29 protein-coding genes and 1 tRNA gene are annotated in these 25,007 nt (G+C 48.2%); 18 read left to right on the forward strand and 12 right to left on the reverse strand.

Annotated features, from left to right (window positions below; genetic code table 11):
• Positions 1-74: 74 nt before the first annotated feature.
• From HUN04_04475 to HUN04_04510, 8 genes are all read left to right on the forward strand, one after another.
• Positions 75-263, forward strand: coding sequence for a hypothetical protein (locus HUN04_04475; protein ID WDP89025.1), 189 nt, complete (start codon positions 75-77; stop codon positions 261-263).
• Positions 264-319: 56 nt separating this feature from the next.
• Positions 320-1,270, forward strand: coding sequence for a DUF932 domain-containing protein (locus HUN04_04480; protein ID WDP89026.1), 951 nt, complete (start codon positions 320-322; stop codon positions 1,268-1,270).
• Between the two features lie 69 nt (positions 1,271-1,339).
• Complete coding sequence (locus HUN04_04485; GenBank protein ID WDP89027.1) at positions 1,340-1,528, forward strand: hypothetical protein; 189 nt, start codon at positions 1,340-1,342, stop codon at positions 1,526-1,528.
• A complete protein-coding gene (locus HUN04_04490) occupies positions 1,521-1,904 on the forward strand; it encodes a hypothetical protein (GenBank protein WDP93159.1) in 384 nt (127 codons plus the stop codon). Before HUN04_04485 ends, HUN04_04490 begins: the two co-directional genes overlap by 8 nt.
• A gap of 10 nt (positions 1,905-1,914) precedes the next feature.
• Positions 1,915-2,058 (forward strand): hypothetical protein, encoded by a 144-nt coding sequence (locus HUN04_04495; GenBank protein WDP89028.1) that lies wholly within the window; start codon positions 1,915-1,917, stop codon positions 2,056-2,058.
• A 128-nt stretch (positions 2,059-2,186) separates the two neighbouring features.
• The gene (locus HUN04_04500; GenBank protein ID WDP89029.1) at positions 2,187-2,453 is read left to right on the forward strand and encodes a MerR family transcriptional regulator; all 267 of its coding nucleotides are present in this window, start codon (positions 2,187-2,189) and stop codon (positions 2,451-2,453) included.
• Between the two features lie 557 nt (positions 2,454-3,010).
• The gene (locus tag HUN04_04505) at positions 3,011-3,328 is read left to right on the forward strand and encodes a hypothetical protein (protein WDP89030.1); all 318 of its coding nucleotides are present in this window, start codon (positions 3,011-3,013) and stop codon (positions 3,326-3,328) included.
• Between the two features lie 11 nt (positions 3,329-3,339).
• The gene (locus HUN04_04510) at positions 3,340-4,287 is read left to right on the forward strand and encodes a hypothetical protein (GenBank protein ID WDP89031.1); all 948 of its coding nucleotides are present in this window, start codon (positions 3,340-3,342) and stop codon (positions 4,285-4,287) included.
• A gap of 401 nt (positions 4,288-4,688) precedes the next feature.
• Here the strand turns inward: HUN04_04510 and HUN04_04515 are convergent, their stop codons facing one another.
• Positions 4,689-5,294, reverse strand: a complete 606-nt coding sequence (locus tag HUN04_04515; GenBank protein ID WDP93160.1) for a hypothetical protein — start codon at positions 5,292-5,294, stop codon at positions 4,689-4,691.
• A 392-nt stretch (positions 5,295-5,686) separates the two neighbouring features.
• Here HUN04_04515 and HUN04_04520 point away from each other — a divergent pair, with 392 nt between their 5' ends.
• Both HUN04_04520 and HUN04_04525 read left to right on the forward strand, forming a co-directional pair.
• On the forward strand, positions 5,687-6,250 hold the full coding sequence (locus HUN04_04520) for a hypothetical protein (GenBank protein ID WDP89032.1): 564 nt from the start codon (positions 5,687-5,689) through the stop codon (positions 6,248-6,250).
• A 481-nt stretch (positions 6,251-6,731) separates the two neighbouring features.
• The gene (locus HUN04_04525; protein WDP89033.1) at positions 6,732-7,103 is read left to right on the forward strand and encodes a hypothetical protein; all 372 of its coding nucleotides are present in this window, start codon (positions 6,732-6,734) and stop codon (positions 7,101-7,103) included.
• A 148-nt stretch (positions 7,104-7,251) separates the two neighbouring features.
• On the opposite strand, the gene HUN04_04530 is transcribed toward HUN04_04525, so the two are convergent.
• Together HUN04_04530 and HUN04_04535 are read right to left on the reverse strand one after the other, a co-directional pair.
• Positions 7,252-7,527 carry an integration host factor subunit beta gene (locus HUN04_04530; GenBank protein ID WDP89034.1) on the reverse strand — a complete coding sequence of 92 codons (276 nt, stop codon included), beginning with the start codon at positions 7,525-7,527 and terminating at the stop codon, positions 7,252-7,254.
• 125 nt (positions 7,528-7,652) lie between these two features.
• The gene (locus HUN04_04535; GenBank protein WDP89035.1) at positions 7,653-8,849 is read right to left on the reverse strand and encodes a DUF3365 domain-containing protein; all 1,197 of its coding nucleotides are present in this window, start codon (positions 8,847-8,849) and stop codon (positions 7,653-7,655) included.
• A 321-nt stretch (positions 8,850-9,170) separates the two neighbouring features.
• Between HUN04_04535 and HUN04_04540 the strand changes: the two genes are divergently transcribed.
• The gene (locus HUN04_04540) at positions 9,171-9,752 is read left to right on the forward strand and encodes a tyrosine-type recombinase/integrase (protein WDP89036.1); all 582 of its coding nucleotides are present in this window, start codon (positions 9,171-9,173) and stop codon (positions 9,750-9,752) included.
• Position 9,753: 1 nt separating this feature from the next.
• Here HUN04_04540 and HUN04_04545 read toward each other — a convergent pair whose 3' ends face one another.
• The gene (locus HUN04_04545) at positions 9,754-10,428 is read right to left on the reverse strand and encodes a CGNR zinc finger domain-containing protein (protein WDP89037.1); all 675 of its coding nucleotides are present in this window, start codon (positions 10,426-10,428) and stop codon (positions 9,754-9,756) included.
• A 116-nt stretch (positions 10,429-10,544) separates the two neighbouring features.
• On the opposite strand from HUN04_04545, the gene HUN04_04550 reads away from it, so the two are divergent.
• From HUN04_04550 to HUN04_04560, 3 genes are all read left to right on the forward strand, one after another.
• A complete protein-coding gene (locus tag HUN04_04550; GenBank protein WDP89038.1) occupies positions 10,545-11,051 on the forward strand; it encodes a hypothetical protein in 507 nt (168 codons plus the stop codon).
• Positions 11,052-11,178: 127 nt separating this feature from the next.
• Entirely contained in the window at positions 11,179-11,451 is a 273-nt protein-coding gene (locus HUN04_04555) for a helix-turn-helix domain-containing protein (GenBank protein ID WDP89039.1), read from the forward strand.
• A 1-nt stretch (position 11,452) separates the two neighbouring features.
• Positions 11,453-12,580 (forward strand): site-specific integrase, encoded by a 1,128-nt coding sequence (locus HUN04_04560; protein ID WDP89040.1) that lies wholly within the window; start codon positions 11,453-11,455, stop codon positions 12,578-12,580.
• A gap of 84 nt (positions 12,581-12,664) precedes the next feature.
• Here HUN04_04560 and HUN04_04565 read toward each other — a convergent pair.
• From HUN04_04565 to HUN04_04580, 4 genes are all read right to left on the reverse strand, one after another.
• Positions 12,665-12,741: transfer RNA gene (locus tag HUN04_04565), tRNA-Met, on the reverse strand.
• A 59-nt stretch (positions 12,742-12,800) separates the two neighbouring features.
• Positions 12,801-13,766 (reverse strand): D-glycero-beta-D-manno-heptose-7-phosphate kinase, encoded by a 966-nt coding sequence (gene rfaE1 / locus HUN04_04570; protein ID WDP89041.1) that lies wholly within the window; start codon positions 13,764-13,766, stop codon positions 12,801-12,803.
• A 29-nt stretch (positions 13,767-13,795) separates the two neighbouring features.
• Positions 13,796-14,404: a bifunctional phosphoserine phosphatase/homoserine phosphotransferase ThrH gene (gene thrH / locus HUN04_04575; protein ID WDP89042.1), complete on the reverse strand. Its 609-nt coding sequence runs from the start codon at positions 14,402-14,404 to the stop codon at positions 13,796-13,798.
• Positions 14,405-14,435: 31 nt separating this feature from the next.
• Positions 14,436-15,749, reverse strand: a complete 1,314-nt coding sequence (locus HUN04_04580; GenBank protein WDP89043.1) for a homoserine dehydrogenase — start codon at positions 15,747-15,749, stop codon at positions 14,436-14,438.
• Between the two features lie 174 nt (positions 15,750-15,923).
• On the opposite strand from HUN04_04580, the gene HUN04_04585 reads away from it, so the two are divergent.
• On the forward strand, positions 15,924-16,967 hold the full coding sequence (locus HUN04_04585; GenBank protein ID WDP89044.1) for a phosphoribosylformylglycinamidine cyclo-ligase: 1,044 nt from the start codon (positions 15,924-15,926) through the stop codon (positions 16,965-16,967).
• Between the two features lie 15 nt (positions 16,968-16,982).
• A complete protein-coding gene (tsaD, locus tag HUN04_04590) occupies positions 16,983-17,981 on the forward strand; it encodes a tRNA (adenosine(37)-N6)-threonylcarbamoyltransferase complex transferase subunit TsaD (protein ID WDP89045.1) in 999 nt (332 codons plus the stop codon).
• A 1-nt stretch (position 17,982) separates the two neighbouring features.
• Here the strand turns inward: tsaD and nagZ are convergent, their stop codons facing one another.
• The 3 genes from nagZ to HUN04_04605 all read right to left on the reverse strand — a co-directional run bounded on the left by nagZ (position 17,983) and on the right by HUN04_04605 (position 20,754).
• On the reverse strand, positions 17,983-18,948 hold the full coding sequence (gene nagZ, locus HUN04_04595; protein ID WDP93161.1) for a beta-N-acetylhexosaminidase: 966 nt from the start codon (positions 18,946-18,948) through the stop codon (positions 17,983-17,985).
• A 64-nt stretch (positions 18,949-19,012) separates the two neighbouring features.
• A complete protein-coding gene (locus tag HUN04_04600) occupies positions 19,013-19,312 on the reverse strand; it encodes a zinc transporter (GenBank protein WDP89046.1) in 300 nt (99 codons plus the stop codon).
• Positions 19,309-20,754: a DNA integrity scanning protein DisA nucleotide-binding domain protein gene (locus tag HUN04_04605; GenBank protein WDP89047.1), complete on the reverse strand. Its 1,446-nt coding sequence runs from the start codon at positions 20,752-20,754 to the stop codon at positions 19,309-19,311. Before HUN04_04605 ends, HUN04_04600 begins: the two co-directional genes overlap by 4 nt.
• A 204-nt stretch (positions 20,755-20,958) precedes the next feature.
• Between HUN04_04605 and HUN04_04610 the strand changes: the two genes are divergently transcribed.
• Positions 20,959-21,645 (forward strand): TIGR04211 family SH3 domain-containing protein, encoded by a 687-nt coding sequence (locus HUN04_04610; protein WDP93162.1) that lies wholly within the window; start codon positions 20,959-20,961, stop codon positions 21,643-21,645.
• 74 nt (positions 21,646-21,719) lie between these two features.
• Here HUN04_04610 and HUN04_04615 read toward each other — a convergent pair whose 3' ends face one another.
• The gene (locus HUN04_04615) at positions 21,720-23,090 is read right to left on the reverse strand and encodes an aspartate kinase (GenBank protein ID WDP93163.1); all 1,371 of its coding nucleotides are present in this window, start codon (positions 23,088-23,090) and stop codon (positions 21,720-21,722) included.
• A gap of 213 nt (positions 23,091-23,303) precedes the next feature.
• On the opposite strand from HUN04_04615, the gene HUN04_04620 reads away from it, so the two are divergent.
• Positions 23,304-24,992 (forward strand): long-chain fatty acid--CoA ligase, encoded by a 1,689-nt coding sequence (locus HUN04_04620; protein ID WDP89048.1) that lies wholly within the window; start codon positions 23,304-23,306, stop codon positions 24,990-24,992.
• The last annotated feature ends 15 nt before the right edge of the window (positions 24,993-25,007 follow it).

Consider the following 25,007-nt stretch of genomic DNA (forward strand, 5'->3'; position numbering starts at 1 on the left):
CAATCATAAAATCAATCCAGAAGCCATCAGGGGGCATCAGCCCTTTGGTGGCTTTTTCTATTTTGGAGGCATCCATGACCAAACAACAAAAAGAAGCATATCAAGACGTGGAAGAGCTCAAGAAAATTATCCGCAGTCTGAAAGGGAGGAAGTTTCGACTCGATTGTGGACACCATGTCACCTTCGGTCATTTTCTCGGGAATGACCTTACCATCCGCAACGATAAAGAGCCCGTAATTATCTGTTCCCTTTGCGGGTATTAACCATCCGCTCACCTCATAAAAATTAAATCAAATCATCTAAAACAAGGAGAATTTCCATGACCAATACCACAACCCTCGAAAACGTAATCAACACTGTTCATCAGGAGTCCATCAACCATTTCGATGAGGTTATGCCAGTGCATGAGATGGAGTTCGATAGCCTGAGGAAAATGTGGGTTTCCGGCAAGCAAATTGATGTTGCCCCTACCGCCCAGCGCCTTTTTTCCAATCGCCTGCGAGTGCCGTATTCATATCTGTCCCGGTGCCCTGAAGATTTACAGGCTCGCAATCTGAATTACTGGATTGAGCAGGAGCGCCAGCGCCGGGACACATTCTTTTGTCGGTTTGACGGTGGCACACTGCGAGCCGTTTTCACCGAAAGATACCAGCCCTTGGATAATATGGAAATCCTGGCACAGCTACTTGAACAGGGGTTTAAGCCTCATATGCAGGTTCAGTTCTCTTTGGACCATGGGATGTTCCTGCTGAAAATCCCAGAGTTTGAACGTGCTTTCGGTGTTAATTCCGGTCACGGCCCACTGGATGAAATTATTCCCGGTATAGCATTTACGAACAGCGAGGTCGGCTTGATTGCATTCAGCATTGAGGCGTTCTTCTATCGGCTCATTTGCACCAATGGCCTGATTTCTGTTGCCCAGAAGGTATCTAAATTCAAGCACATCAGCAACCGGGGATTGGAGAATTTCCCTGAAACACTGTCTGGAGTCATTGACGGGTCAATTCAGAATCAAGAGGAATTCAAATTATCCCGCCAGTCTCATGTTGAGCACCCCATTGCTTCAATTGATACATTCAGCAGGCGTTTTGGCCTTTCTCAAAATGATGCTGATATCGTCAAGAAATCTTTTGAGCAGGAACCTGGGGATACTCTTTTCCATATTATCAATGCATTCACCGCCGCAGCCAAAGCAGATGGATTAAGCACGTCGGATGTATACAAATACGAGAAAGCTGGGGGGCAAATTCTCTCCCTGGTCAAGTCCTAAATTCAATTAAGTAGCCCTGTGATTGTCAGTATTGCAGGGCTTTTCATTTCCTAATTCAAGGAGGAACAAATGGTTTATGAAATCAAATGCAGTTGGTGCGGTCAGCACATGGGAACCAAAGAAGGAAAGGAAACAAAATTTGCGTTGGCATTAAAGGAAAAAGGGGTTCCCGTAGTTTCGCATGCAATCTGTTCCAAATGTAAAGAGGCAATCAAAATTAAATACGGACTGAATCAGGGAGGTAATGAAAATGGCTAAAACTTATACCTGCGAGAGCTGCGGTAAATCTTATACCCGGCACCTGGCCTCTGAAGTGTATCTGCGGAATAATTGCTATGATTGCAGTTTCTGGCTTGTGAAGGATGACTATCCCAATTATATGAAATCCCATCAGGTCATCGTCAACGGCCAGCATTATATGGCCTATGCCGAAACCGATGGAATTATTCGGGGAAGCGGTGGGAGGAGATTCAAGATTCAATTTTTTGATGGCCGCATCACTAATACCAACAATCTCTGGCATCAGGGCTCAATCCCGAGGCGATTTAGGGCTATGCTCCGTGACAATGCAGTGTTCCTGCCAGTAGATGATGAGCCAGCCCATTCCCCTGATGCTAATGGCATTCCATTTTAAGGAGGTGTTCATGTTCGAGGATATTTTTCCAGACTGGTTCGAAATAGGTGTTCTCGGGGGCCTCAGCGAGGAACTGGCCGAAGATGAACTGGAACGTCGTCGCATTGAAGCCGAGTACGAGGCCGACCAAGAGCCTAACGACGATTCAATTTAACCAAACCCCTTCTAATCCAACCTTTCCCTATCTGAGCATCACATCCCCTCCCTGGTATTAATGTAACCCTTATAAAGTAAGGGGGTTAATAATTTTTCCCCATTTACTAACAATAGGAGGACACAATTATGAAGGATTCATTGTCAATTTCAGATGCCAGTGCCGAAACCGGACTGAGTCAAAAGCAATTACGGGAGTACGAGGCGAAGGGTTATATTCGAGAGCCAATCAAAATCAGGTGCGGAAGTATTTGCTATCGAAGATTCACTCCAGAACACATCAGACAAATCAAGATTTTCACCAAGTACAAAAACCAGGGCTTTCTATTGCGTATCGCGGCCAGTAAGGCTTATGAGGAAATAGAACTGGGAAAGGAGGAGCCAAACAATGAATAACATGGAAAACCACCAGTGCCCATTTTCACAGTCTGAGTGCGTGACCCATGCTTGTATGTTGTATGACAAGCGCTTAAATAATTGCGTAATCAGCGTGCTTGCTTACAATCTCTACAAACTGGACTTGTCTTTGAAACAGATGGCAGAGATACAGGCACCAGAACTGCCCAAGTCGTTTCCGCCATATCCTGGGCAACGGTAAAATGTAAAATCAGGATGCCTGCTCCGTTCGCGGGGCAGGTTATCCAATATAGCCCCTGTGAGGCCATATTTAAGCGTTATTTAGACATAAACCCAAATCGCATACTTACACATAGGGTCTTGACAAAGGCATATTTATGCTTACTTTATGCGTTATTATGCGTGATTTATTCATCAGGCGCTATCCATAAAAGATACATCCCCGACAACCGGAGTATCCCAGAGCACCACCGTGCTCAAAAGTTAGCAGGTTTAATGCCTGCCCCAGGCAATGTGCAAGGTTCACATTCAACAGGCGACTTATATCAGCCTAATGCCTGATTTTTATGAACATTAAATTACAGGAGGGCAAAACTATGTTGCCACTGAAAGTAAGACTGGCGGGTGTATCTCATGGGGATTGCCAGGAAAACATTAAAAACTACGCCAACCCCACAATGATGGGAATAGATGAATACGATTTGATTCGGGAGCCGGAAAATCCATTCGACCCCAATGCGATTCGTGTTGGCCTTGGCACTATCAATTTCGGTTATGTTCCGAAAGAGCACGCACGGGTAATTTCACCGATAATGGATGGTGGCCAGAACCTTGTGGCAGAATTCGTATCCGTGAATAGTAGCCCTGTTCATAATACTGTGGGCCTGACCGTAAGAATAACTGAAAAGAATTAAAGGAGACTGCTATGGATTTGAATCGAAATGAAATACCTGCGGATATTGAGCTTGGAGACATGGTTGAATACATGAGATTAAACAAAGAAGGAAAAAGCCCAGATGAAATACGGAAAATTTTAGCTGATAAAAGACAAAGTGCATCTACTATCATGGGTGGGATGGATATTCAGGACCGGCAGCATTTCAAAATAGGCGAGTATGAGGAAATCTACGACCCTGGCTTTGGAAAAGTTATGACCGTTGGGCATGTCGAAAGGTTTTACGGTAAAGACATTTTGGCCCAGCTAAAAAAAGAGCAAAAAGAAAGCTTATTGCCTGGGTGTGAGCGAAATGAAAATCATGTTTCCCCTGAGCTTTATCATCGGATGAAAAAAATGGTGGATGACAGAAGCAAAAGAAGGGGGAAGTCGGATATTCCTGGATTTAACCCAGGCCTTAGAATTATTGAAAAAGAGAAACCGACATCAACGCTTAAAAAAGAGGAACCTAAAATAGATTATGAAAGCATTCCTCAGAAATCATCTCAAGGTGACACATACTTTTTGAAAACCCGCAGGGGCATGGTACGAAATGAAAAATACAGAGAATTATTCAAAGGGCCAGGCACGGTTTACGAATGGCTCTGGTCTAATATCGCTCGTGGGCAATGGAAGGATACCAAAGAGTATCCTATCAAGGAAAAATACTATGACCGCGGGTATCTCGTTTACTGCACCACTTACAGTCAAATTGCAAAACATTGTGGCATGGCAAAATCCACAGTCATTAAATATATCAACTCTTTTGTCGATGCTGGTATTGTACGAGTTGAAAATCTCAAACCTAAAGGTAAAAAACAAGGGCAAAGCGTTTTCATACTCGGTGAATGGAAACTGAATCCATCTACCGGTAAACCGGATGAAACCTACTACCGTGAAATCATTTTCATGATGCCTGGTAAAGAAGGTCATGCGTAAAAGAGTCCAAAAATTGACCGGTTTAAAAATAAGCGTTCATAATTTGACCGATGAGTGTTCAAAAAATGGACGATTTAGCAAAAAAGCGTCCAAAAATTAGTATGTATAAGTAGATGAATTTTTAAAGAAGATGAATCTAAAGAAGATTATTGTGAATAAGATAGGCTGCTTTGATTGAAACTGAAAAAACACTGACGCACAGATATCTTAAAAACCATTCATTGCGTAAGTATTCCGAAGGTACAAATTCCATCAGTTTTCTCGGGGTATTAAAAATCCCAGTACCGTCGTAAGCACCAGATCCGATGAGAGCCTTTAACCTGACACAGGGATGGATGGTTGAGCCGGTTCTCGTCCTGGGGCAGTTATGCTGATTCTGGGGCACTGGCTGGATCGGATGATTACGCCACCTGCTTCGGGAGTTGGTACGAAACCTTGGTGTCGTTTACCACGATATACTTCCGGTCCCGCAGGCTTTGAAGCAGAGCCATCATTTCTTTATCATTCAATTTTTCCGTGAACAAAGAGTTGATGGTGTTGATTAGGGTCTTGACCTTGCGCGGCCTGGACTGCCCTCTACCAGCAAGATTTTTAACGATGGCGTTGATAGTCTCATCCTTGCTTGTTGCGTTAGAAATCCTTAAAACGGGTATCTCAGCCAGGTCCGTTTCCCTGTGTGCTTTCACCCTATTCGCCCGCAAATGCTTAATCAGGGGGTCAAAACCGGTATCCTTGGAGATAATATGAAAATAGGCATCGGGCTCTTCTGCTGCCAGTTTGCCAATGTAATAAGCAACATGAAAATCCAGGGCATTTTTACCGTTCCCGGCAATTTTAATGTACTTGGCATCGTTACCGAATTCCTGAACACCAGCAACCAAGTCAAAAGGCAGCTTGGTTTGGTTTTCCCCTACAAAAACAATAATCTTGAACGAGTGTTGGGACAGTACTTCCAGATTTTTCGGTTGAACATTTTCCAAATCAATCAGGACGTAATTTGTGGGCAACACGAGCATCTCCTATGACGATTAAACAGATTTTAGGAAGTTATGGCATTTGGCACTGGGCAGTCAATGAAAATATCGAGTTTTACAAAATACTGGATTCAAGACAAATTTAACGGAGGTCGTAAAACGTTATCATACTGTGCTCATAGTGCGGATATCATGAAATTACATACTCGCCCCTATTTCAGAATTTATTCAATTCTAACTATTTACACATAGGCCTCAGCAGTATATGTTTAGCATATTTTATTAAAAATATAATCAAATCAAAAGCAAGGTGTTGTATGTGCCCTGACAAATATAGATTCAACCATCGGTCTCGACTCTTATTGTATGCGACAGTTCTTCTGGTTTCTTTTGCTTTTTTATCTGGCTGCTCAGAACAGCGTCAAATGAGTAAAACCGAACGAATAGCAGCCCATCACCTGGGGAAGATGGAAAAATCTGCCATCGCCCTTGAACAAGCTCTGGAAAAAATTTCACACTTCAAACGCCTCAATACCACAGACAGATTGAAATCCGCTCAAAGCTCAATCAGGGAAGTTCAAAAAAAATTAAGTCAAGCCGATGAAGATGTTCGGGATTACCGTGTTTACATTGTCAAAAACTCCAATAAGCTGAAGCAGGAGAAGCTAAACCACTACATTGATATAGTTGGGCTCTTTAATGATGACCTGACAAAAAAACGAAACAGTGTAAAAAACTATTTATCGGCCATGGATAACTGGCTTGATTATTCAACAACCCACTACATCCGGTTAAAAGAGGGTAGCGCCTCCCACCGCAGGAATTACGACCGATACCTGGTAATGGTCAACCGGCGCTTAGAGGATTACAATGCAGCCAACGATAAATACCATCGGTTTGTAAAATCATTACTGAACCAGCACCCTCATCTTACCAAATACTTTAAGTCCCAATACAAGACGATGAAAAAAGAGATGGGTTGGCTCTAATTGCAAATTCAATTGGCTTTAGGAGGGGGGAATCGATCAGACGATTATGACAAGAACACCTCTATCAAAATCCTCATTCGCTCTTGTTGAGCAGCCTCAGGCAACCAGAAAAATTCAACATCGAAAAAGGGGTCAAAATATTCTGGCCTGTCAAGATGTCGAACGCAATCTGCTTTGGCTTCTTCATAATCCCAACCACAACTGAGACAGAGTTCCAGAAAGACCAGTCTTATTTCCGTCGCTGATTCCATGAGTGGAAATGTTAGAGAAAGCAGCAAGCAAAGTCAATAATATGGGGCAGTTTCCAGCCTAATATCGATACCTCATACATTGAAGCTCTTTTCTCGTAGAAAGACTTTATACTTTTTTACATAAAAAAATGGCTTTTACATTTAATTTCAATTATATTTGGACGTCAAAATACGGAGGCACGGGTGAAATATTTTGATAATATCGGACAAAATAAATAAAGAGGTTTAGCATGGCTTTCGAATTAGATTCGCCCCATGATAAATATATCAAAATCAAAGTTTCCGGTGTTATCGAAAAAGCCACCCTCATTTCAGCAATATCCCAGTTGATGAACCATCCAGAGTATACAGACAAACACTCTTACTGGGATTTCACAAACGCCAGTATGGGGCTTACCATAAGTGATTTGAACGAAATAGCTGGAGTGTTGAAATTATACAAACCGGGAACAAAAAACTTCGCAGACAAATCAGCTCTGGTAGTACCTGGCACACTGACATCAGCTATGGCAGAGATGTTCGTTAAAATGAGCAATGTGCTTCCATTTAAATATCGAGTTTTCACTGAACCAAACGATGCGATAGAATTCCTTTGTTCATGAAAGACCCTCATCGGTATGAAAGAGCACCTTCTCCCAGCCAGGGAAGCCAGGATTATCAGCGACTGATTGACGAAAGTTTGCCCAGGCCCCCTGAAGGTCTGATAGGATGGTCTTATCATAACCGGTAGATTCTGTTTGGAAGCTTATCTTAATAATCCACCCGTTCTTTCAAATCCTTACCGGGCTTGAAAAAGGGAAGCTTCTTGGCAGGCACCTGAACCTTCTTTCCTGTTTTGGGATTCCTGCCAGTGTAACCAGCGTATTCCTTGTTATAAAAAGAAAACAGTCCCCTGATTTCAACTCTTTCACCGTCAATTAGAGCCTGGGATATTCCGTCAAAGAATATCTTCATGATCTGCTGAGCGTCGACTTTTGATAATTTACAGCGGGTCATTATTGTTTGCGTCAGTTCCGATTTATTCATAGCCGGTTATGTACTTCCTACGATTCATCAAGTCAAGGTTTCAACCAAAAGTTAAGGCAGAACCGAAGTCCTGCCTTAACTAAATCATACGGCATCAGTGGAGGTGCCCGCAAGGACCTGATGAATTATGATTTAGGTGTATAATCTGGATAATGTAATTTTAAACAATCCTGACAAATCCCATGACTAAATGTGGCATCAGAGTGTTCTTGGAGGTAAAGCTCAAGTGAGTTCCAATATCCTTGGTCATCTCTAATTTTTTTACAGTGAGCACAAATCGGTAATAGTCCGCTAAGAGTTTTGATTTCCGACATCGCCTTTTTTAAATCTTTTATTGATTTTTCCTTTAACATTATTTCTTGTTCAAGGGCCTTATTCGACTTGTTTAACTCTTGAGTTCTTTCCAATATTTTTATTTCTAATTGGTCTCGTTCTTCTTTTAATTGTAATGACATAGAATTAAAGGCGCTGCACAATTCAGCCAATTCCTCGCTCAGTGGTAATTCGATTTGAATGCCAATTTTTTCTGGATTCTTGGATATACTATCCGCTTTAAGGCTAAGGTTGGCAATTGGGTCATAAAGCCATCGTTTGCCAAAGTATGTTGCTAATGCACCTGTTAAAAGCAGGATGACAACTGAGCCGAAAGCCAAAAATATAATAGTTTTATTTACGTTGGAAAAAGCCGAAGCGAGAGGCACTCTAATCGAAATCGCCGATACGACCTCACCTTCATAGCGCCCAAAACTTCTTTCAGCGCCGTAATATTTTATCAAATCATCAGGAGCAACCTCTGGGTCACTATGGCAACGCAGGCAGCTTTTTCCCATTGATTCGCCACGGCGGAGAACCACCAAAAAAGGTGCGTCATCTATGTACTTGACCTCAGAAGGTTCCATGATATCTGAAGATTGATTTAGATTCGAAATAAATTCCCTTTCGAAGTCATCCGCTTCATTTTCAGGACTTCGAGCATTTATAGCCGCCTCTTTGTAATAATAACTTTTTTTGGAGGCCAATTGATAATATTTATCGACTTCTCTGACCGCATAGGTTGAGGACATCCATCTCGGGTCAAAATATTTTTCATCGGAAATACTTTCAATTTTCTCAAATATAGCGGGCTTAAGTTGGTGTGAAAAATAAGTGTGGGTGGCGATGTTTCTATCAAGGAGTATCATCGCTTTTTCTTTAGCCTCATCAAGCGCATGCTGCCTTAATCGCCAATTGATAGTATAAATGGAAATTAACCCGAGCAAAAATACGATTAAACAAATGGAGAGAATAAATCTAAAATTTGCTCGAAATCTTTTTTTCCGCATAAAATCTCGTAACGTCGAATTGTCAGGTGTATTTTTATTTAGAAACAAGAATACCCTTTTTATTTTTGAATTACAATAAAATCCAAATTACATCCAGCAACAACAAAACTTTCCACATATTGAAACGTCCCTTTCCCGATGATTAAAAATCTATTTCTAAACGTTTAGAAGCACCAATGTGTACTTCTGAACAAACCTGAACATTCGATTCAAAACCCTTGCCCAATAAGGTTTTCAGCCCATTCAACGATTCACACCAGTTTTGAATGGCCAGTTTGTGGCCTCACAGATATAAAACCCAACATTGAAGGAGGAACAGCTATGCCCAGAATCAACACCACCAATTTAACCGTCGAACCCATCCGTAAACTCAAAGACATTAAAGCCATTTCCCGGTTGCTCAAATCCAGGCCAAGGGACCACCTGCTCTGGACCATTGGAATAAACAACGGCCTCCGCGCCAAAGACCTGGTTCGTATCAGATACAGTCAGGTGGAGGGAGCCAAGCCCGGCACTGTCATCAACATCGTTGAATCTAAAACCGGCAAAACCAATGTGCTGGTCATAAACAAGGCAGTTCACAAGGCATTACAAGCCTACCTGGCAGTGATAGAGCCAGCACCGAATGACTTCCTATTCAAGTCACGGAAAGGCAACGGCCACATTACCAGCCAGAGTGTTGGCCGCCTGGTCCGGTCCTGGGCATCTGCCATCAATCTCAAAGGCCGGTATGGGGCACATACGTTGAGGAAAACTTGGGGTTATATCCAGCGTACCCGCCATGGTGCTGGCTTTGCAATCTTGTGTAAACGGTATAACCACTCCTCCCCTGCCATCACGATGCGATACCTGGGCATAGAAGACCGGGAAGTGGTTGAGTTGCTTATGAACGAGGTGGGCTGACTTATTTCTTCTTTTTGAATTTGGGTTTCGGGATTTTAATGGAAGAACCTTTAACCCCGATACCACCACCAACATCAACCCCACAACTGCCTTTTGTACTGATAAATGCCCTTTGACGGTTCCTGTTTGAACAGCGAGTTGAACAAAATTTCATTTCCCGTTTGGTCTTCTGGTAAAAATAATTACCACACTCTTCACAGGTCTTGAACTGATTTGGCACCAGAGGTGTATTTACAAGGAGGTCCGTAAAAACAGCCTTTATATTTTGTGTTTCCTGATGAATATCTAACTCGTCAGCCCGGTCGTTCTCGGTGGAAAATGAAATGACAAATTTCCCATCCTTTATATACAGTTCCCATCCCGTTTTATGCTCTGAGGATATAGCCGCATCGGAAGGGATAATAATTCTATCCAGAAACTGTTTTGAATAGGATTGTAATCTTTCAAGTAATTCTTTGGTTTTAATTAACTCATTTTCAGACCGTTCAAATGCTGATTCTGTTAGCTTATCATATATTGATTTGGAGGTAGCCCCATCCTGCGCATAGGCAAACCTGACATAGGACATCGCTATGGAAATCAGATTGTCAAAATCCAGGTCCGCCAGCTTAAAATTTACGAACTCAAAAAAGTAGTCCAACCGATTACTGGCTTTACTTTCTTTACTTTTCATCATAACACCTCTTGATTGTCTCATCTAAATTATAACGCTTTAATATTGACAAAGCGTTATTTAACTCTTATTATCACATTTGAGACACATATAGCAATCAAAAACAAAGGAGATGTAATATGAATCAAAAAAAAGCTGCCGCAGTAGAAAGCAAATCCACAGCGGGACGTTCTGTTCATTCTCAGAACTTTAATGGTGTTGTAGACATGACATTCAGTGAAGAAACTAATCCTCCAAATAACAAGGGTTATGAGTGGGACCATGACGATGAACGATTACAAGATTTACTTTATACATTGGACGAAATTGAGAGTGAATGGAGAAATCAAGGCACCATAACCAACAGGAAGAATTTCCCAATTAAACAATTTGACCCTGAAATAGATGGCTCAATTATAGCGTTTAACAAGGATAGCTCTGTCTGTCCTGAAAGAAGTACTTTTTTAACGACTGAAAATGCTGGTTTCATATCCTGCGAAGGCGGATGCGTGTTAATAAAATGGGTATATAACGGCATGGAAACAGTTTATGAAAAATTTGATAATCTTGATAATTTTTGGCAATTCAAGGAGGAACTTCATTTCGCATTGGAGTGGGCTCGTTCCGATGTGGAAGAAGAATTCTAAGCTTTGATACAGAAGCTCCACCAAAGCTCCATACTGAGCACCCATCTCGTAAAACTGGGCGGAGAAGAAAACTCCACAAGCCTGTGGAAGGGCCACAGGGAAATTGACAAAAATGGAGCACATTTTTATGGCAGAAGAGAAAGAATTATGGACACAGCAGGAAGTGGCAGATTATTTTAGAGTTGTACCGAGCACAATCAAAAACTGGCGAGATAGAGGTCTGATAAAATACTGGCAAGCGCCGGGCTCAACCAGGGTCCTCTACTTCGCGGATGAAATCAAAGATTTTAGAGACAATAATACTTTTAACAGAAAAGGAGGTATCCAGACTAAAAAACCAGCGATAAAAAGGGAAAAGCCAGTTGTATCAGCCAACCCTGAAAAGGAATGGAGGATATAATATGGCAAACAAGAAAAAGCACCACCTGAAAAAACGAGGAAAATTCTGGTATTTCAGAAAAGGGAATTATACCAAGAGTCTGGAAACAACGGTCCAAACTGAAGCCATTCGATTAAGAGATGAGATGCTTGAGAACTATCGGATGACTGGCCGCTACACAAACGAACCAGAAGAGGAAAAGTCAGTTGTATTTGGTTCCATAGCGAAGAAGTGGGCAAAAATCCACTCAGCCAAAGTAAAGTTCTCCACCTGGAAAGACTATCGTTCAGCGATGAATGCGCATATTCTTCCATATTTCGGGGATACTCCCATTGAGGACATCGGGTATATGGATGTAGAAAATTTCATCCTAACCCTGCCCTGCTCTCCGAAAAGAGTGAATAACATTCTGGTTCCCATGCGGTCTGTTTTCAAAATGGCTTTCAAGGAAGGCATGATTGAAGAAAACGTTATGTTGAAAGTCGATAACCTTACCCTTGAACAGTCTGAGATAAACCCCTTCACCTACGAAGAGGTAGTCAGGATTTTGGATGTAATAAATCCAGCTTACCGAAATTATACTGCCGCACGGTTCTTTACCGGGGCAAGGTCTGGTGAATTGGATGGATTAAAATGGGAAGATTACAAGCTGAAAATGAAGCCGTCTCCCAAACTCTACATCAATAAAACCCTGGTCTGTGGATTTGAGGGGAAGCCGAAAACTAAAAAATCAAAGCGCTATATCGATTGCCTTCCACCGGTCATAGAGGCTCTTTCAAATCAAAAAACCTTAACTGGTGATAGAAAGAACATTTTCTATACCGAAAAGGGTGAGTTGATGAACCCTGACCATTTCCGTGAAGTTGTTTGGAGAAAGGCACTGATAAAAGCAAAGTTTGATTATCGGCCACCAATCCAAACAAGACACACCTTTGCCACGATGATGATTACAGCAGGTGAAGATATAGGCTGGGTTCAGAAAATGCTTGGGCATTCATCCCTGCAAATGATTTTTAATCATTACTATGCCTGGATACCTCAAAAGACACGTAAGGATGGTTCAGCGTTTATGAATTCTTTTATAGAAAAATCGGACGAGAGCAACAAAATTGTGAGCCTGTCTGAAAGAGTTCAAGAAACCGGAAGTTAGAGGATGTGTAGCAAAAAGTGGTACAAAAACGGTACAATACTAAAAAAGGCTTACAGCGCATTTGCCGTAAGCCTTTGATATTCTTGGTAGCGGGGAAAGGATTTGAACCAATGACCTTCGGGTTATGAGCCCGACGAGCTACCAGACTGCTCCACCCCGCAACAACGGGGCGTAATATGCTTGAATTCAGCCCTTAAGTCAAGGACTATTTTCACAAAACTCAGGCTTTTTTCCCAAGCGCCTGATTTAATTCATCAATAGAAGCCGTTGCCGTCCCCACCTTGGCAACCACAATGCCGGCGGCGGCATTTGCTGTGCCGGCGGCATCCTGAAAACCAAATCCGGCGGCAAGCCCCAGGCCCAAGAGGGATATCACCGTATCCCCTGCCCCCGACACATCAAATACCTGGCGGGCCTTAGAGGCGATTGTAATGCTGGGTTTGTCCTTTTCAAAAAGCACCATCCCGTCCTTGCCGCAGGTGATGATAAGCTTCTCCAGGTCGGCCTGGGCCATAATCTTCTCTGCTGCCGTTTCAAGTTCCTCCCGGGTGGTCAGAACCATATTGGCAGCCAGACCGGCTTCCTTTTTATTGGGGGTGAGCAGGGTCACGCCCTTGTATTTGGAAAAATCCAGAGACTTGGGATCGGCCAGGGTCAACACCTTGTGTTCCCGGGCCAGGGCAGTGGTTGCGGCCACAAGCTCCCGGGTGACCAGCCCCTTGTCATAATCGGAGATAATGATCAGATCCACCTCCCGGATCCGGGATTCGATGATGGAGACCAGCTTTTCAAGGGTGACGGAGTTGATCCGGCGTTTTATTTCCTTGTCGATGCGAAGCACCTGCTGGTTGGAGGCAATGATACGGGTTTTCCTTGTGGTGGGGCGTTCCGGTTCACTCACAATCCCCGAGGTTTCCACCCCCAGGGCCTTGAGCTTTTTGAACACGGTCTGCCCGGCCTTTCCCGTACCGGCGGTGCCGATGGCAAACACAGCGGTGCCCATGGACACCAGGTTGTTGATCACATTGCCGGCGCCTCCCAGGGTCTGGTTTTCCTTTTCCACGGCCACCACCGGTACCGGGGCCTCCGGCGAAATCCGGTCCACACTGCCCCAGAGATACTCGTCGATCATAAGATCACCGATGACCAGGGCCTTTAGCTTCTTAAATCTGCTGATATCGATCATTTACGGGCTGAATCCTTTAGGCGCCTCTGCTAGGCAATTTCCAGAAGCTTGGTAAGCATGGCCTTGAGTTCTTCATAGGACCGGGTAATGGGAATATCCGGGAAATCCGTGGTAATGGATTCAGGGGGCCTGAAGAAAAATCCCTGGTCCGCGGCCTGGATCATGCCGGTGTCATTGTAGGAATCACCAAAGGCAATAACCTCGTAGTTAAGGGTCTGGAGGGCCTTTACGGCCCGAGCCTTCTGGTTGTCGATCCTCAGGTTATAATCGCTGATCTTACCGGCACCGTCCACGGTAAGGTTGTGGCAGAGCAGGGCCGGATATCCCAGCTTGGCCATCAAGGGCCCGGCAAATTCTTCAAAGGTATCCGATAGAATGATGATCTGGGTGCGGGAACGGATCCAGTCCATCATCTCCTTTGCACCTTCCAGGGGCTCCAGCGTAGCGATGACATCCTGGATATCCTTCAGGGTCAAATTGTTCTCTTCAAGTATGGAGAGGCGCTTGGTCATGAGCACATCATAATCGGAAATATCCCGGGTGGTCAGTTTCAGTTCCTCGATCCCTGTTTTCAGGGCCACATTGATCCAGATTTCAGGCAGAAACACCCCTTCCAGATCGGCAACAAGTATTTTCATTTGTCTTTTTACTCCGGCTTTATATGGTCATCTAATCCTGTTCATCATCTTCGATACGGATCACAACAGGTGTCCCCACCACCGTATCCGTGGCGGAAATCTGGTCAAGGGCGGTCTGGACCCAGTGTTCCTTGGCCTGGTGGGTGATCATGACAACGGGGACCTTGCCGTTGGCCTTGCGTCCCTTCTGGTGAACGGATTTGATACTGATGCCGTTCTCGCCCAGAATACCTGAAATTTTGGAGAGCACCCCAGGGTTGTCCTGGGCCTCGAACCTCAGGTAGTACCGGGTAAACAATTCAGCCATGGGCAGGATGGGAATGGGTTTGATATTGTCTTCAGGATATCCCAGGATGGGGACCCGGCGCTTGGTTTCTGCAATGATATTCCTGGCAATGTCGGCAATGTCGCTGAGCACCGCCGATGCCGTGGGCATCATACCGGCCCCGTGGCCGTAAAGCATGGTCCGGCCGGTGGCATCTGCATCAATGGCGATGGCGTTCATGGAACCATCCACATGGGAAAGGGGGTTAGATTTGGGAATCATGGTGGGGTGGACACGGGCCTCCACATTGCCCTCATGCTTTTTGCCGATGGCCAGCAGCTTGATGGTGTACCCGAACTCCCGTGCGAACTCAATGTCCACCGGGGTGATATTCCGGATACCCTCCACATGGATATCGTCCAGGTTGATCTCCATGCCGTGGGCCAGGGCGCTGAGGATGGCCAGCTTGTGGGCCGTGTCGTGACCGTCCACGTCCAGAGAGGGTTCTGCCTCGGCAAACCCCAGTTCCTGGGCCTTTTTCAGGGCATCGGCAAATTCGGAACCATCCTGGGAAATCTTGGTCAGGATATAGTTGCAGGTGCCGTTGAGGATGGCGGACATGGCATTGATATCGTTGGCCACCAGACTTTCCCTCAGCGACTTGATGATGGGCATGCATCCCCCGCATGAGGCCTCAAAGGCCAGGTCCACCTGGTTGATCCGTGCGGTCTTCACCAGGTCGTTGCCGTACCCGGCCAGCAGGGCCTTGTTGGCGGTGACCACATGTTTTTTGTTTTCCAGGGCCTTGAGGGTGAACTTTCGGGCCACGGTTTCTCCGCCGATGAGTTCCACAACAATATCGATGTCCGGATCATTGATCACGGCCATGGCATCGGCGACCAGCGCCGTATCCCCCAGGGCCACCCCCCGGTCGGTGTCGGTATCAATATCAGCAATGGTTTTAAGATTTAAATATGCACCGATCCGGGCTTCGAGCAATTGTTTTTTCTGCTTGAGCAACCTGGCGACACCGGCGCCGACCACGCCAAATCCCAGTATTCCGATATTGATTGTTCTCATGATTTGTCGTCTCCGAAATAGTCCGTATTAAAAAGGATATAGATACTCCATCTGGCCCTTCATGTCAAAAAACTTTTGACTTTTTGGGGGGTTTTGGGTTATCATTTAGGGATTTTAAACGAATTGTTATTAACGTATTTCCATATTTTTTCACATGCCATAAGGTGAGTTTAGATGAATGATTCTTTGACATACGCGGATTCCGGTGTTGATATTGATAAGGCCAACCAGCTGGTCGACCGGATAAAAGACATTGCCAAATCCACGCCCCGATCAGGCGTCATGGGTGAAATCGGCGGGTTCGGCGGACTTTTTTCCCTGAACCTTTCCAATATTTCCAATCCGGTACTGGTCTCCTCCACCGACGGGGTGGGCACCAAGCTGAAAATCGCTTTCCAGATGGACAAGCACGATACCATCGGAATCGACCTTGTGGCCATGTGCGTCAACGACATCATTGTCCAGGGGGCAAAACCCTTATTCTTCCTTGATTATCTGGCCGTAGGCGCTCTGGACAACAGTGTTGCCGAACAGATCATCAAAGGAATTGCCGACGGCTGCACCCAGGCCGGCTGCGCCCTCATCGGCGGGGAGACCGCGGAGATGCCCGGCATGTACCAGGAAGGGGAGTATGATCTGTCCGGATTCTCCGTGGGCATCGTCGACAACGACAAAATCATTGACGGCTCCTACATCCGGCCCGGGCACAAGCTCATCGGCATTGCCTCTTCCGGCATCCATTCCAACGGGTTCTCCCTGGTACGCAAAATCTTCTTTGACAAGTGCAAATACGATGTCAACACCGTCATCCCGGATTTGGGCATCCCCCTGGGGGAAGAACTGCTCAAGCCCACTTTCATCTACGTCAACACCATCCTGAGCCTGCTGCGGGACCTGCCCGTCCACGGCCTGGTACACATCACCGGCGGCGGCATTGATGAAAACATCATCCGGGTGATCCCCGATGCCTGCAAGGCCGTTGTCCACAAAGATTCCTGGGAGGTTCCCCAGATATTCAACATCCTCCAGCGGGAAGGCAATGTCCCTGAAGCCGACATGCGGCGGACATTCAACAACGGCATCGGCATGGTGGTTGTGGTGCCGGATTCATCCGCCCAGGAAGTCATGGACCGCCTGGCCGCCATCGGAGACAAAGCCTATGTCATCGGTGAAATCCAGGAGCGGAAAAATAACGAAGACCAGACCCTGTACATTTAAGTTCCACTACCATTTATGATCATCCTCGGGATAGAATCTTCCTGCGATGAAACCGCGGCTGCCGTCGTTGAAGACGGCAGCCGGATTCTTTCATCCATTGTCGCCTCACAGATAGACACCCATGCCAAATACGGCGGGGTGGTGCCTGAACTGGCCTCCCGCATGCACATCGAAGCCGTTGGCCCGGTGGTGGAAGAGGCCATTGAACAGGCGGGCATCACCATGGACCAGATCGACGGGGTGGCTGCCACCCGGGGGCCGGGCCTCATCGGTGCTCTTTTGGTAGGGTTTTCCTTTGGCAGGGCCTTTGCCTGGGCCAGAAAGCTCCCCTTTGCCGGAGTCAACCACCTGGAGGCCCACATCTATTCCCTGCTGCTCCTGGACAAGGCGCCGGCCTTTCCCTTTATCGCTCTGGTGGTTTCAGGGGGACACACCAACATATACCATGTGGCCTCCCCCCATGAATTCGAACTCATGGGCCGGACCCGGGACGACGCCGCAGGCGAAGCCTTCGACAAAGTGTCCAAAATGATGGGCCTGGGCTATCCCGGCGGCCCCGTCATCGAGTCCATGGCCAAGGGCGGCGATCCCGATGCCGTAAAATTTCCCAGGAGCATGCTGGAAAAAGAGAGTTTTGATTTCAGTTTCAGCGGATTGAAATCCGCCGTGGCCCGCCACCTCCACCTGAATCCTGATATGGACGGGGCCGGGCAGGCCCACGTGGCCGCATCCTTCCAGGAGGCGGTGGTGGACGTGCTCAGTAAAAAGCTGATCCAGGCAGCCAAGAAAAAAAGATGCAAGCGCATCGGCGTTGCCGGTGGGGTCTCCGCCAATAAAACCTTTATCACCTCGCTGGCGGAACGGGCAGAAAAATACAACATGAAGATATTTTCCCCGCCCCTCTCCCTGTGCGGAGATAATGCCGCCATGATTGCGGCCAGGGGATACACCATGATCCGAAACAACGAGCTCTGCGCACCGGATCAGGATGTATATTCCAGAATAAAAATATAATTTACTTTAAATACCTCTCTTTAGCCGACAGGATCCGCTGTACGGATGTCTCTCCCAGCTTGAACATTTCTTCATCCGTCCCGAGCCGCCGGACGATTTCATCCCTCGCCTTCAGAATATTGGGGCCGGCATGGCAGATCAGCATCAGGTCGATTTCCGCCGCCATAACCTGGCCGACGCAGGTTTCCATATCATGGGAAATGGCTTTCATATCCATATCGTCGGTCATGACCAGCCCACGGTAGCCCAGTTCCCGTCGAAGCAGATCCCGGGCAATGGCTGGGGAGAGGCTGGCCTGCCACCGGGGGTCAAGCCGGGGGTAGGAAATATGTGAAAGCATAATACCAGAAACCCCGGCATCCCGGGCCGATTCAAATGGCTTGATATCGCTTGCTCTCAAGGTATCGGCATCGGCCTCCAGCACCGGCAGATAAAAATGGGAATCCTTCACCGTCCGGCCGATACCCGGGAAATGCTTGGCAACGGCCATGACGCCCCGCTCCTGCATTCCCCGGATCACGGTGCACCCAAGGTCGGCCACAAGGTCGGCATCTCCCGGAAAGGCCCGGTCTTTCATGATGGAATCCACTCCGGGCGGCGCCACATCCATCACCGGTGCCATATTCATATTGATGCCCATTGAGACCAGTTCATCTGCCGTCACCCGGGCAAACTCTGCGGCCGCCTCCCGGTTATGGATATGGGGGTTGCCCGGAAACTCGGTAAAGGGGGCCCGGAGCCTTGCCACCACGCCCCCCTCCTGGTCCACGGCAATGAAAAGCTCCGGCAGGCCGCAGTCCCGGGCATAGGCCGCTGCATCCTGGCATAGCCGTTGGAGCTGGTCCGGAGATTCTATATTATACTTAAAAAGAATAATCCCCCCGGCCCGGCACTCCCGGAGCAGCCCTTTGAGTTCATCGTTAAGGGCGGTGCCGTTGAATCCCAGCATCAGCCGCTGGCCGGCCATATCGGCAATGGACAGTTTTTTCATTTATCCGTCTCAGGTGTTCCTGTTTTTTGTTTTCCGGTTCTCATCCCTCAATGGAAGCACGGGCCTGCCTGAGCTTTTCCGTCACCTCCTGGGAAAGGCTTCCGGCCTCTTCAAGGGCGTCGGCCGCGGCATCCAGCCCCGCCTCCCTGGCCTTTTTGGCCCAGGAGACAAAATTATCCTTGTGGGAATCATTGTGGTCGATCCAGTGAGCAAAGAGGGTTTTGAGCTTATCTTCCATGGACATCTCGCTGCTGTGGTCATGGCTGTGGGTATGGGCATGATCGTGGCTGTGATCGTGGTCATGGGAATGGCTGTGGGTATGGGTATGATCGTGGCTCATAGTTCAACTCCGTTCAGGTAATCGTTTAGGGTCACAATTTCAGGCATATATTGATACACCGGTTTCCACCGACAAAAGGCATTCAATTCAATGCCGTTATAAATAATAGACACGGGCCGGTCCGACGAAACCACCACCACAATCACATTGGGGGTGGCCGCCGAAAACCGGAGGGCGGAATTGTACCGTGCCCCCCGGGCCATATTCTCCCAGGAAATGGTTTTCCCGTCCAGCAGACAGGCAAATCCGTGGATGGTTTGGGCGGCGGTAATGTGAACCGCTCCGTCAATGCGCATAAGCGCCCCGGCCAGTTCATAATTTTTGGGTTCGAGCAGGTTCAAAGAGGGCTCAAGTACGTGACCGGGCAGGGTCACTGGGGTGTCGTTGAGATCCACCACCAGAGTGGCGCCGTGGCGGGCATGACCGGCCCGATGCACCAGCCCCATAATCAGCTTGAACAATGTTCCTGCGCTTTCTGAGGGCAGTTTGGCGTCCAGCAGCAGTTCTTCCAGTTCCACCAGTCGGGCCTCCCGGGTGGATGAGTAAAAATTCCCATCTGAAAAAGAAGCCACTTTCTTCTCCCCCAGGCGCAGGAATCCGTAGTCCCCTCTGAAATCGGCGGCGACGGCGTACTCCGGCACCGGCCCTTCGGATATCCCGATGATGGTGTTTCCGTCTGAAACCAGTTTGCGGTCGGACCGCTCCACCCCGATGAGCAGTTTTCGGATATGCTTGGTGTTGGAAATCAAAGGCCGTTCGTGGCGCTGCAGCTTGGTAATAAAATCAATGCTGCCGATATTCACCGGATCCGTAAAAAACAACACCCCCCTGGCCCAGGACCCCTCTTCACGTGTTTTGGATATGGTCAGGATATGGTTCAGCAGGTTGGGAACCGGAATCCGGGTATCAAACCCCAAATGCTGGCTCCACTCGTCCACCAGGTAATCGGCAATGGCCTGGAGACCGTAATTTTTCACCACATAATCCGAGGAATTGATGGGGGTATTCCGTGTGGCGTTAAAATCATGGGCCAGCAGTGTGGCAGCCTGCTCCAGCCATTTTTCCGTGGGCCGAACCGAACACATGTCCGGGTGGTGCTCGGTGAACCAGACCTGGTAAAAAAACTCGCTGGAAGCACCGGCAAATGAGATCAGGCCGGACAGCGCCAAATCCTTTTCCGGAATCATATACCCCCTGGGCTGGCCGGAGATGAGTGCTGCGACCCGCTGGCGCCACTGGGCCTCCCGGGTGATAAAAAGCTCCTTTAGCTTGGATTCATGCCCCGCCAGAAGATCCTGGGGATCAAAGACCTGGACCGGGTCTTCGGGGGAGGGAGCGAGAACCAGGGGCACCCGGCTGGGCTTTGAAAATTTATAGAGTCCGTCGGATACCCCGTTGAGGATGTTGGCAATGCAGATCTTTTTATAAGCGCTTTGGTTCATGTCCCTCCGGGCAGTTTGGTTTCATTGAGTGATACCCCGTGTCCCGGGCCCTTGGCAAGTCTTTTTTCTTAAGGTTTCATTCCCTAAGTGTTGTAAAAAGAGGCGAGGATTGATATTGAAACCTAAAATCAAAAAAGCTGGAGGCAGAATACAAAAATGAAATCTATTGTGAAAGCCCTGTTGATACTGGCCCTGTCCGCAGGTATGGGGGCCGGAACCGGAATCCCCCTTTGCCAGGCAAAAACCGCATATGTATCGGACATGCTTATCCTCACCTTCAGGGAGGGGCCGGGCACCCAACACGCGGTGATGAAAACCCTGAAAAGCAACACGCCCCTGACCATCCTCGAAGAAGAAAACGGCTTTTACAAGGCGCAGTTGGAGACCGGAGAACAGGGGTGGGTGGACAAAAATTTCATTATGTTTGATCCGCCTAAATCCATTATTATAGAAAAGCTGAACCGTGAAAAAGAAAAACTGGAAAGCCAGATCGCAACATTAAAAGAAAGTGCGGGCCGGTCCAAAGAGGAAGCGGCGGCCAAGGAGGCCGGTGCCCTGGACAAGGCGGACAGCCTGGCCGCGGAACTGACACGGCTCAAGCAGGAAAACAAGACGCTCAGCCAGAGCCTGGCACGGGAGAAATCTGAATTTACCGCCCTGAAAAACGCCACCCAGAACATCGCCGAAACCCTGGAGGATAACACGCGTCTCAAGGCGGAAAACAAAACCTTATCCAGCACCATCAGCCGCCTGGAAAACCAAACCAGCAATGTGTTCCGAAGCGCCATGATCAAATGGTTCCTGGCCGGATTCGGGGTATTGCTCTTCGGCTGGGTCATCGGCCGCAGCGTCTCTTCGAAAAAACGGGGGGGCGGCTCCCTTCTGGATTAAACGTCTACCCGTCATATAGATCCCCCCGGCAGGAACGGTTTCCTGCGGGGGGATCCGCCCCTTTTATTCACCCATTATTCACCGAAAAAAGTATTGTGCAGGGCCTGGATGGTATCGTCCAGGCAGTCTTCTTTGACCAGAAAGTACAGGGCGGCATCTGAGGTGCCCGAGGATATCATCTCAATATTCACATTGGCCCCGGATACCGCAGAAAAGCATTTGGCCGCAATGCCCCGGTTGTTGTGCAGCCCCTTGCCCACAATAGACACCAGGGCCACATCCGTCACGGTCAGGACCTGTCTGTAGGGGGCCGGTTCCATGGACAGGACTGCGTCGTACCCGGCCTTGATATCCTTTCGGGAAAGAATCAAACTGATGCAGGTCTGGGAGGTAACCACAGACTTCACATTGATCCCGGCCCGTCCGATGGGCCCAAGTACCTGGGCCAGAAAACCGAACCTGGCGCCCACGCCCGGGGCGTCGATCTTCAAGATGGCCACATCCTTGGTGTAGGAAACGCTTTTGATGATACCGGCGGACACGGGCACATCATGGGTGATCAGGCTGCCCTGGGCATCGGGGTTGTAGGTATTTTTGATGGCAATATCAATGCCCGCATTTTTCACGGGTTCCACTGTTCTGGGGTGGAGGATCCCTGCCCCCGTATAGGAGAGTTCCGCCGCCTCTTCATAGGTCAGTTTGGGGATGAGCCGGCAATGGGGAATATTGTCCGGATCCGCGGTCATGAATCCTTCGGTGTCCTTCCAGATTTCAAGCACATCCGCACCGGCACCGGCCGCGACCACCGCCGCAGAGTAGTCGGAACCGCCCCGGCCGAAGGTGGTGATCTCACCGGTTTCGCTGACGCCGTAGAATCCGGGGACAAAAAGGATCTTTCCGGGCGTCATATTGTCCCCCAGCCAGGATTTGATATTCCCGGCCGTATTTTCCATCAGGGCCGAGGCATCCATAAATTTTCCGTCTGAAACGATGCCCAGATCCTCAGGCAGGCAGTAATCGGCGGACAGCCCCAGGGCGGCCACCGCCCGGGACATGATCACGGCGGAAATCCGCTCGCCAAAGGTGGCCACCATATCCTGCATCCTCGGCGTGGCTTCCCGGGTAAAGGAAATCCCGAAATAATAGCGCTCCAGCTTGCTGAAAATATCCCCCAGGGAGGTGGAAAGCTGTTTTCTCTTTTCGGGGTCTTCGATGAGATCCTGGATCACGTTCTGATGCAGTTCCCTCAGCCTGGTGATGACTTCCGCGATGTTCTCTTCGCCCTCCAGGGCCCGTTCGATGCCGGATATAAGAATATCAGTCACCCCGTAAAAAGCCGAAAGGACAAAGATATCCCCCTGTCCCCGCCCGGCGATCAACTCAACAATTTTTTTGGCGGCCAGGCCGTCCCGAAGGCAGCCGCCGCCGATCTTAATGACTTTCATGGGGGGCAAATTAGCACAGCCGGGGGACGGATTCAAGGGGCGGCAGCCGGGCGGCCACTGAAACCGCTTCATAAAACTAATTATCCGATTTGATTAAGTGAACATTGTTCAGTGATTTTGATTTTTTTCTTGACAGACCATCAAAAAACTTCCTATCAACTGCTAAAAGCTGTATATCTTTCGATTCACAACTTCAACAGAAAGGAGATGGCCTTGTCCGATCAACGCACCTACGAGAAAAAAATCTGGATTGACTCCTATGAAAAAGGCGTCCCCCCTCAGCTGGACTACCAGGACGTTCTGGTTCCCCAATATTTAGAGGAATCTGTGAAAAACTTTCCGGACCATCCGGCCCTGATCTTCCAGGGATTCACCCTGACCTTCAGGGAACTCAACGAGATGGTGGGACGGTTTGCAGCGGCATTGAAAGCCTACGGCTTGAAAAAGGGAGACAGTGTGGCCATTCTGCTGCCCAACGTCATTCCCTGCGTGGTGGCCTATTACGCCACTTTGAAAATCGGCGGCGTAGTGGTGCTCAATAACCCCTTGTATTCTGACAGGGAGCTGGAACACCAGTTCACCGACTCCAATTCAAAATTCCTCATCACCCTGGACCTGCTGGCCGGCAGGATGGTCAAACTCCGGGAAAAAACAAAGATAGAAACCATCGTTTACACCTCCATCGGAGATTTCCTCCCCTTTGTCAAACGGCTGCTCTTTCCGCTGGTGGCCAAGAAAAAAGGACTGGCCGCCGACGTGAAGCCGGCCCCGAACCTTTATAAATTCAAAGATGTTATCGCCAAATACGAACCGGACGACACCCAGGCAGATGTCTCCATGGATGACGTGGCCATGTTCCAGTACACCGGCGGCACCACCGGCGTCTCAAAGGGGGTGATGCTCACCCACAGGAATATCTCCTATCAGATCCAGCAGTTGGAAGGCTGGTTCCCCTCATTTAAAAAGGGGGAAGAGGTCATGCTGGGCGCCCTGCCCATTTTCCACGTATTCGGCATGTCCACCTCAATGAACTTTGCCATCCGCATGGGATGGGCCAACGTGCTGGTCCCCAAACCCCAGCCCGAGCCCCTGCTGGAAGCCATATCAAAATTCAAGGTCACCTTTGCCCCCATGGTCCCCACAATGTACATCGGCATTCTGGACCACCCCAATATGCCCGACACCGATTTGACCTCCATCAAGGGATGCTTTTCCGGCTCCGCCCCCCTGCCCCTGGAGGTAATCAATAATTTCCAGGAAAAGACCGGTTCCATCATCGTTGAAGGCTTCGGCCTCACCGAATCCACCCCGGTCACCCATGTCAACCCCTTCCAGGGCACCCGCAAAACCGGTTCCATCGGCGTACCCGTTGCCGACACCCTATGCAAAATTGTGGACCTGGAAGACAATACCCGTGAAATGCCCATTGGAGAACCGGGCGAACTGCTGATAAAGGGCCCCCAGGTGATGAAAGGCTATTTAAACAAACCCGAGGAGACCGCCAAAACCATCAACGAAGACGGCTATCTTTGCACCGGGGACGTGGCCCGCATGGATGAGGACGGTTATTTCTACATCGTGGACCGGATTAAGGATATGATCATCTCCGGGGGCTACAATGTCTACCCCAGGGATATCGACGAAGTCCTGTTTGAGCATTCCAAAATCCTGGAAGCCTGCTGCATCGGCATCCCCCATCCCAAGAGGGGGGAAGCGGTCAAGGCCTTTGTCATTCTCAAGGAAGGGGAAACCATGACGGAAAAAGAGGTGATCGATTACTGCGCCACCAAGCTGGCCAAATACAAGCTCCCCGTTTCCGTGGAATTCAGGCAGGAGCTTCCCAAATCAAACGTGGGCAAAATTTTGAGAAAAGACCTGAGGGCCCAGGAAGAAGGCCGTTAGGAAAACACCGCCAGA

It is taken from the genome of Desulfobacter sp. (assembly GCA_028768525.1).
Lineage (GTDB): Bacteria > Desulfobacterota > Desulfobacteria > Desulfobacterales > Desulfobacteraceae > Desulfobacter.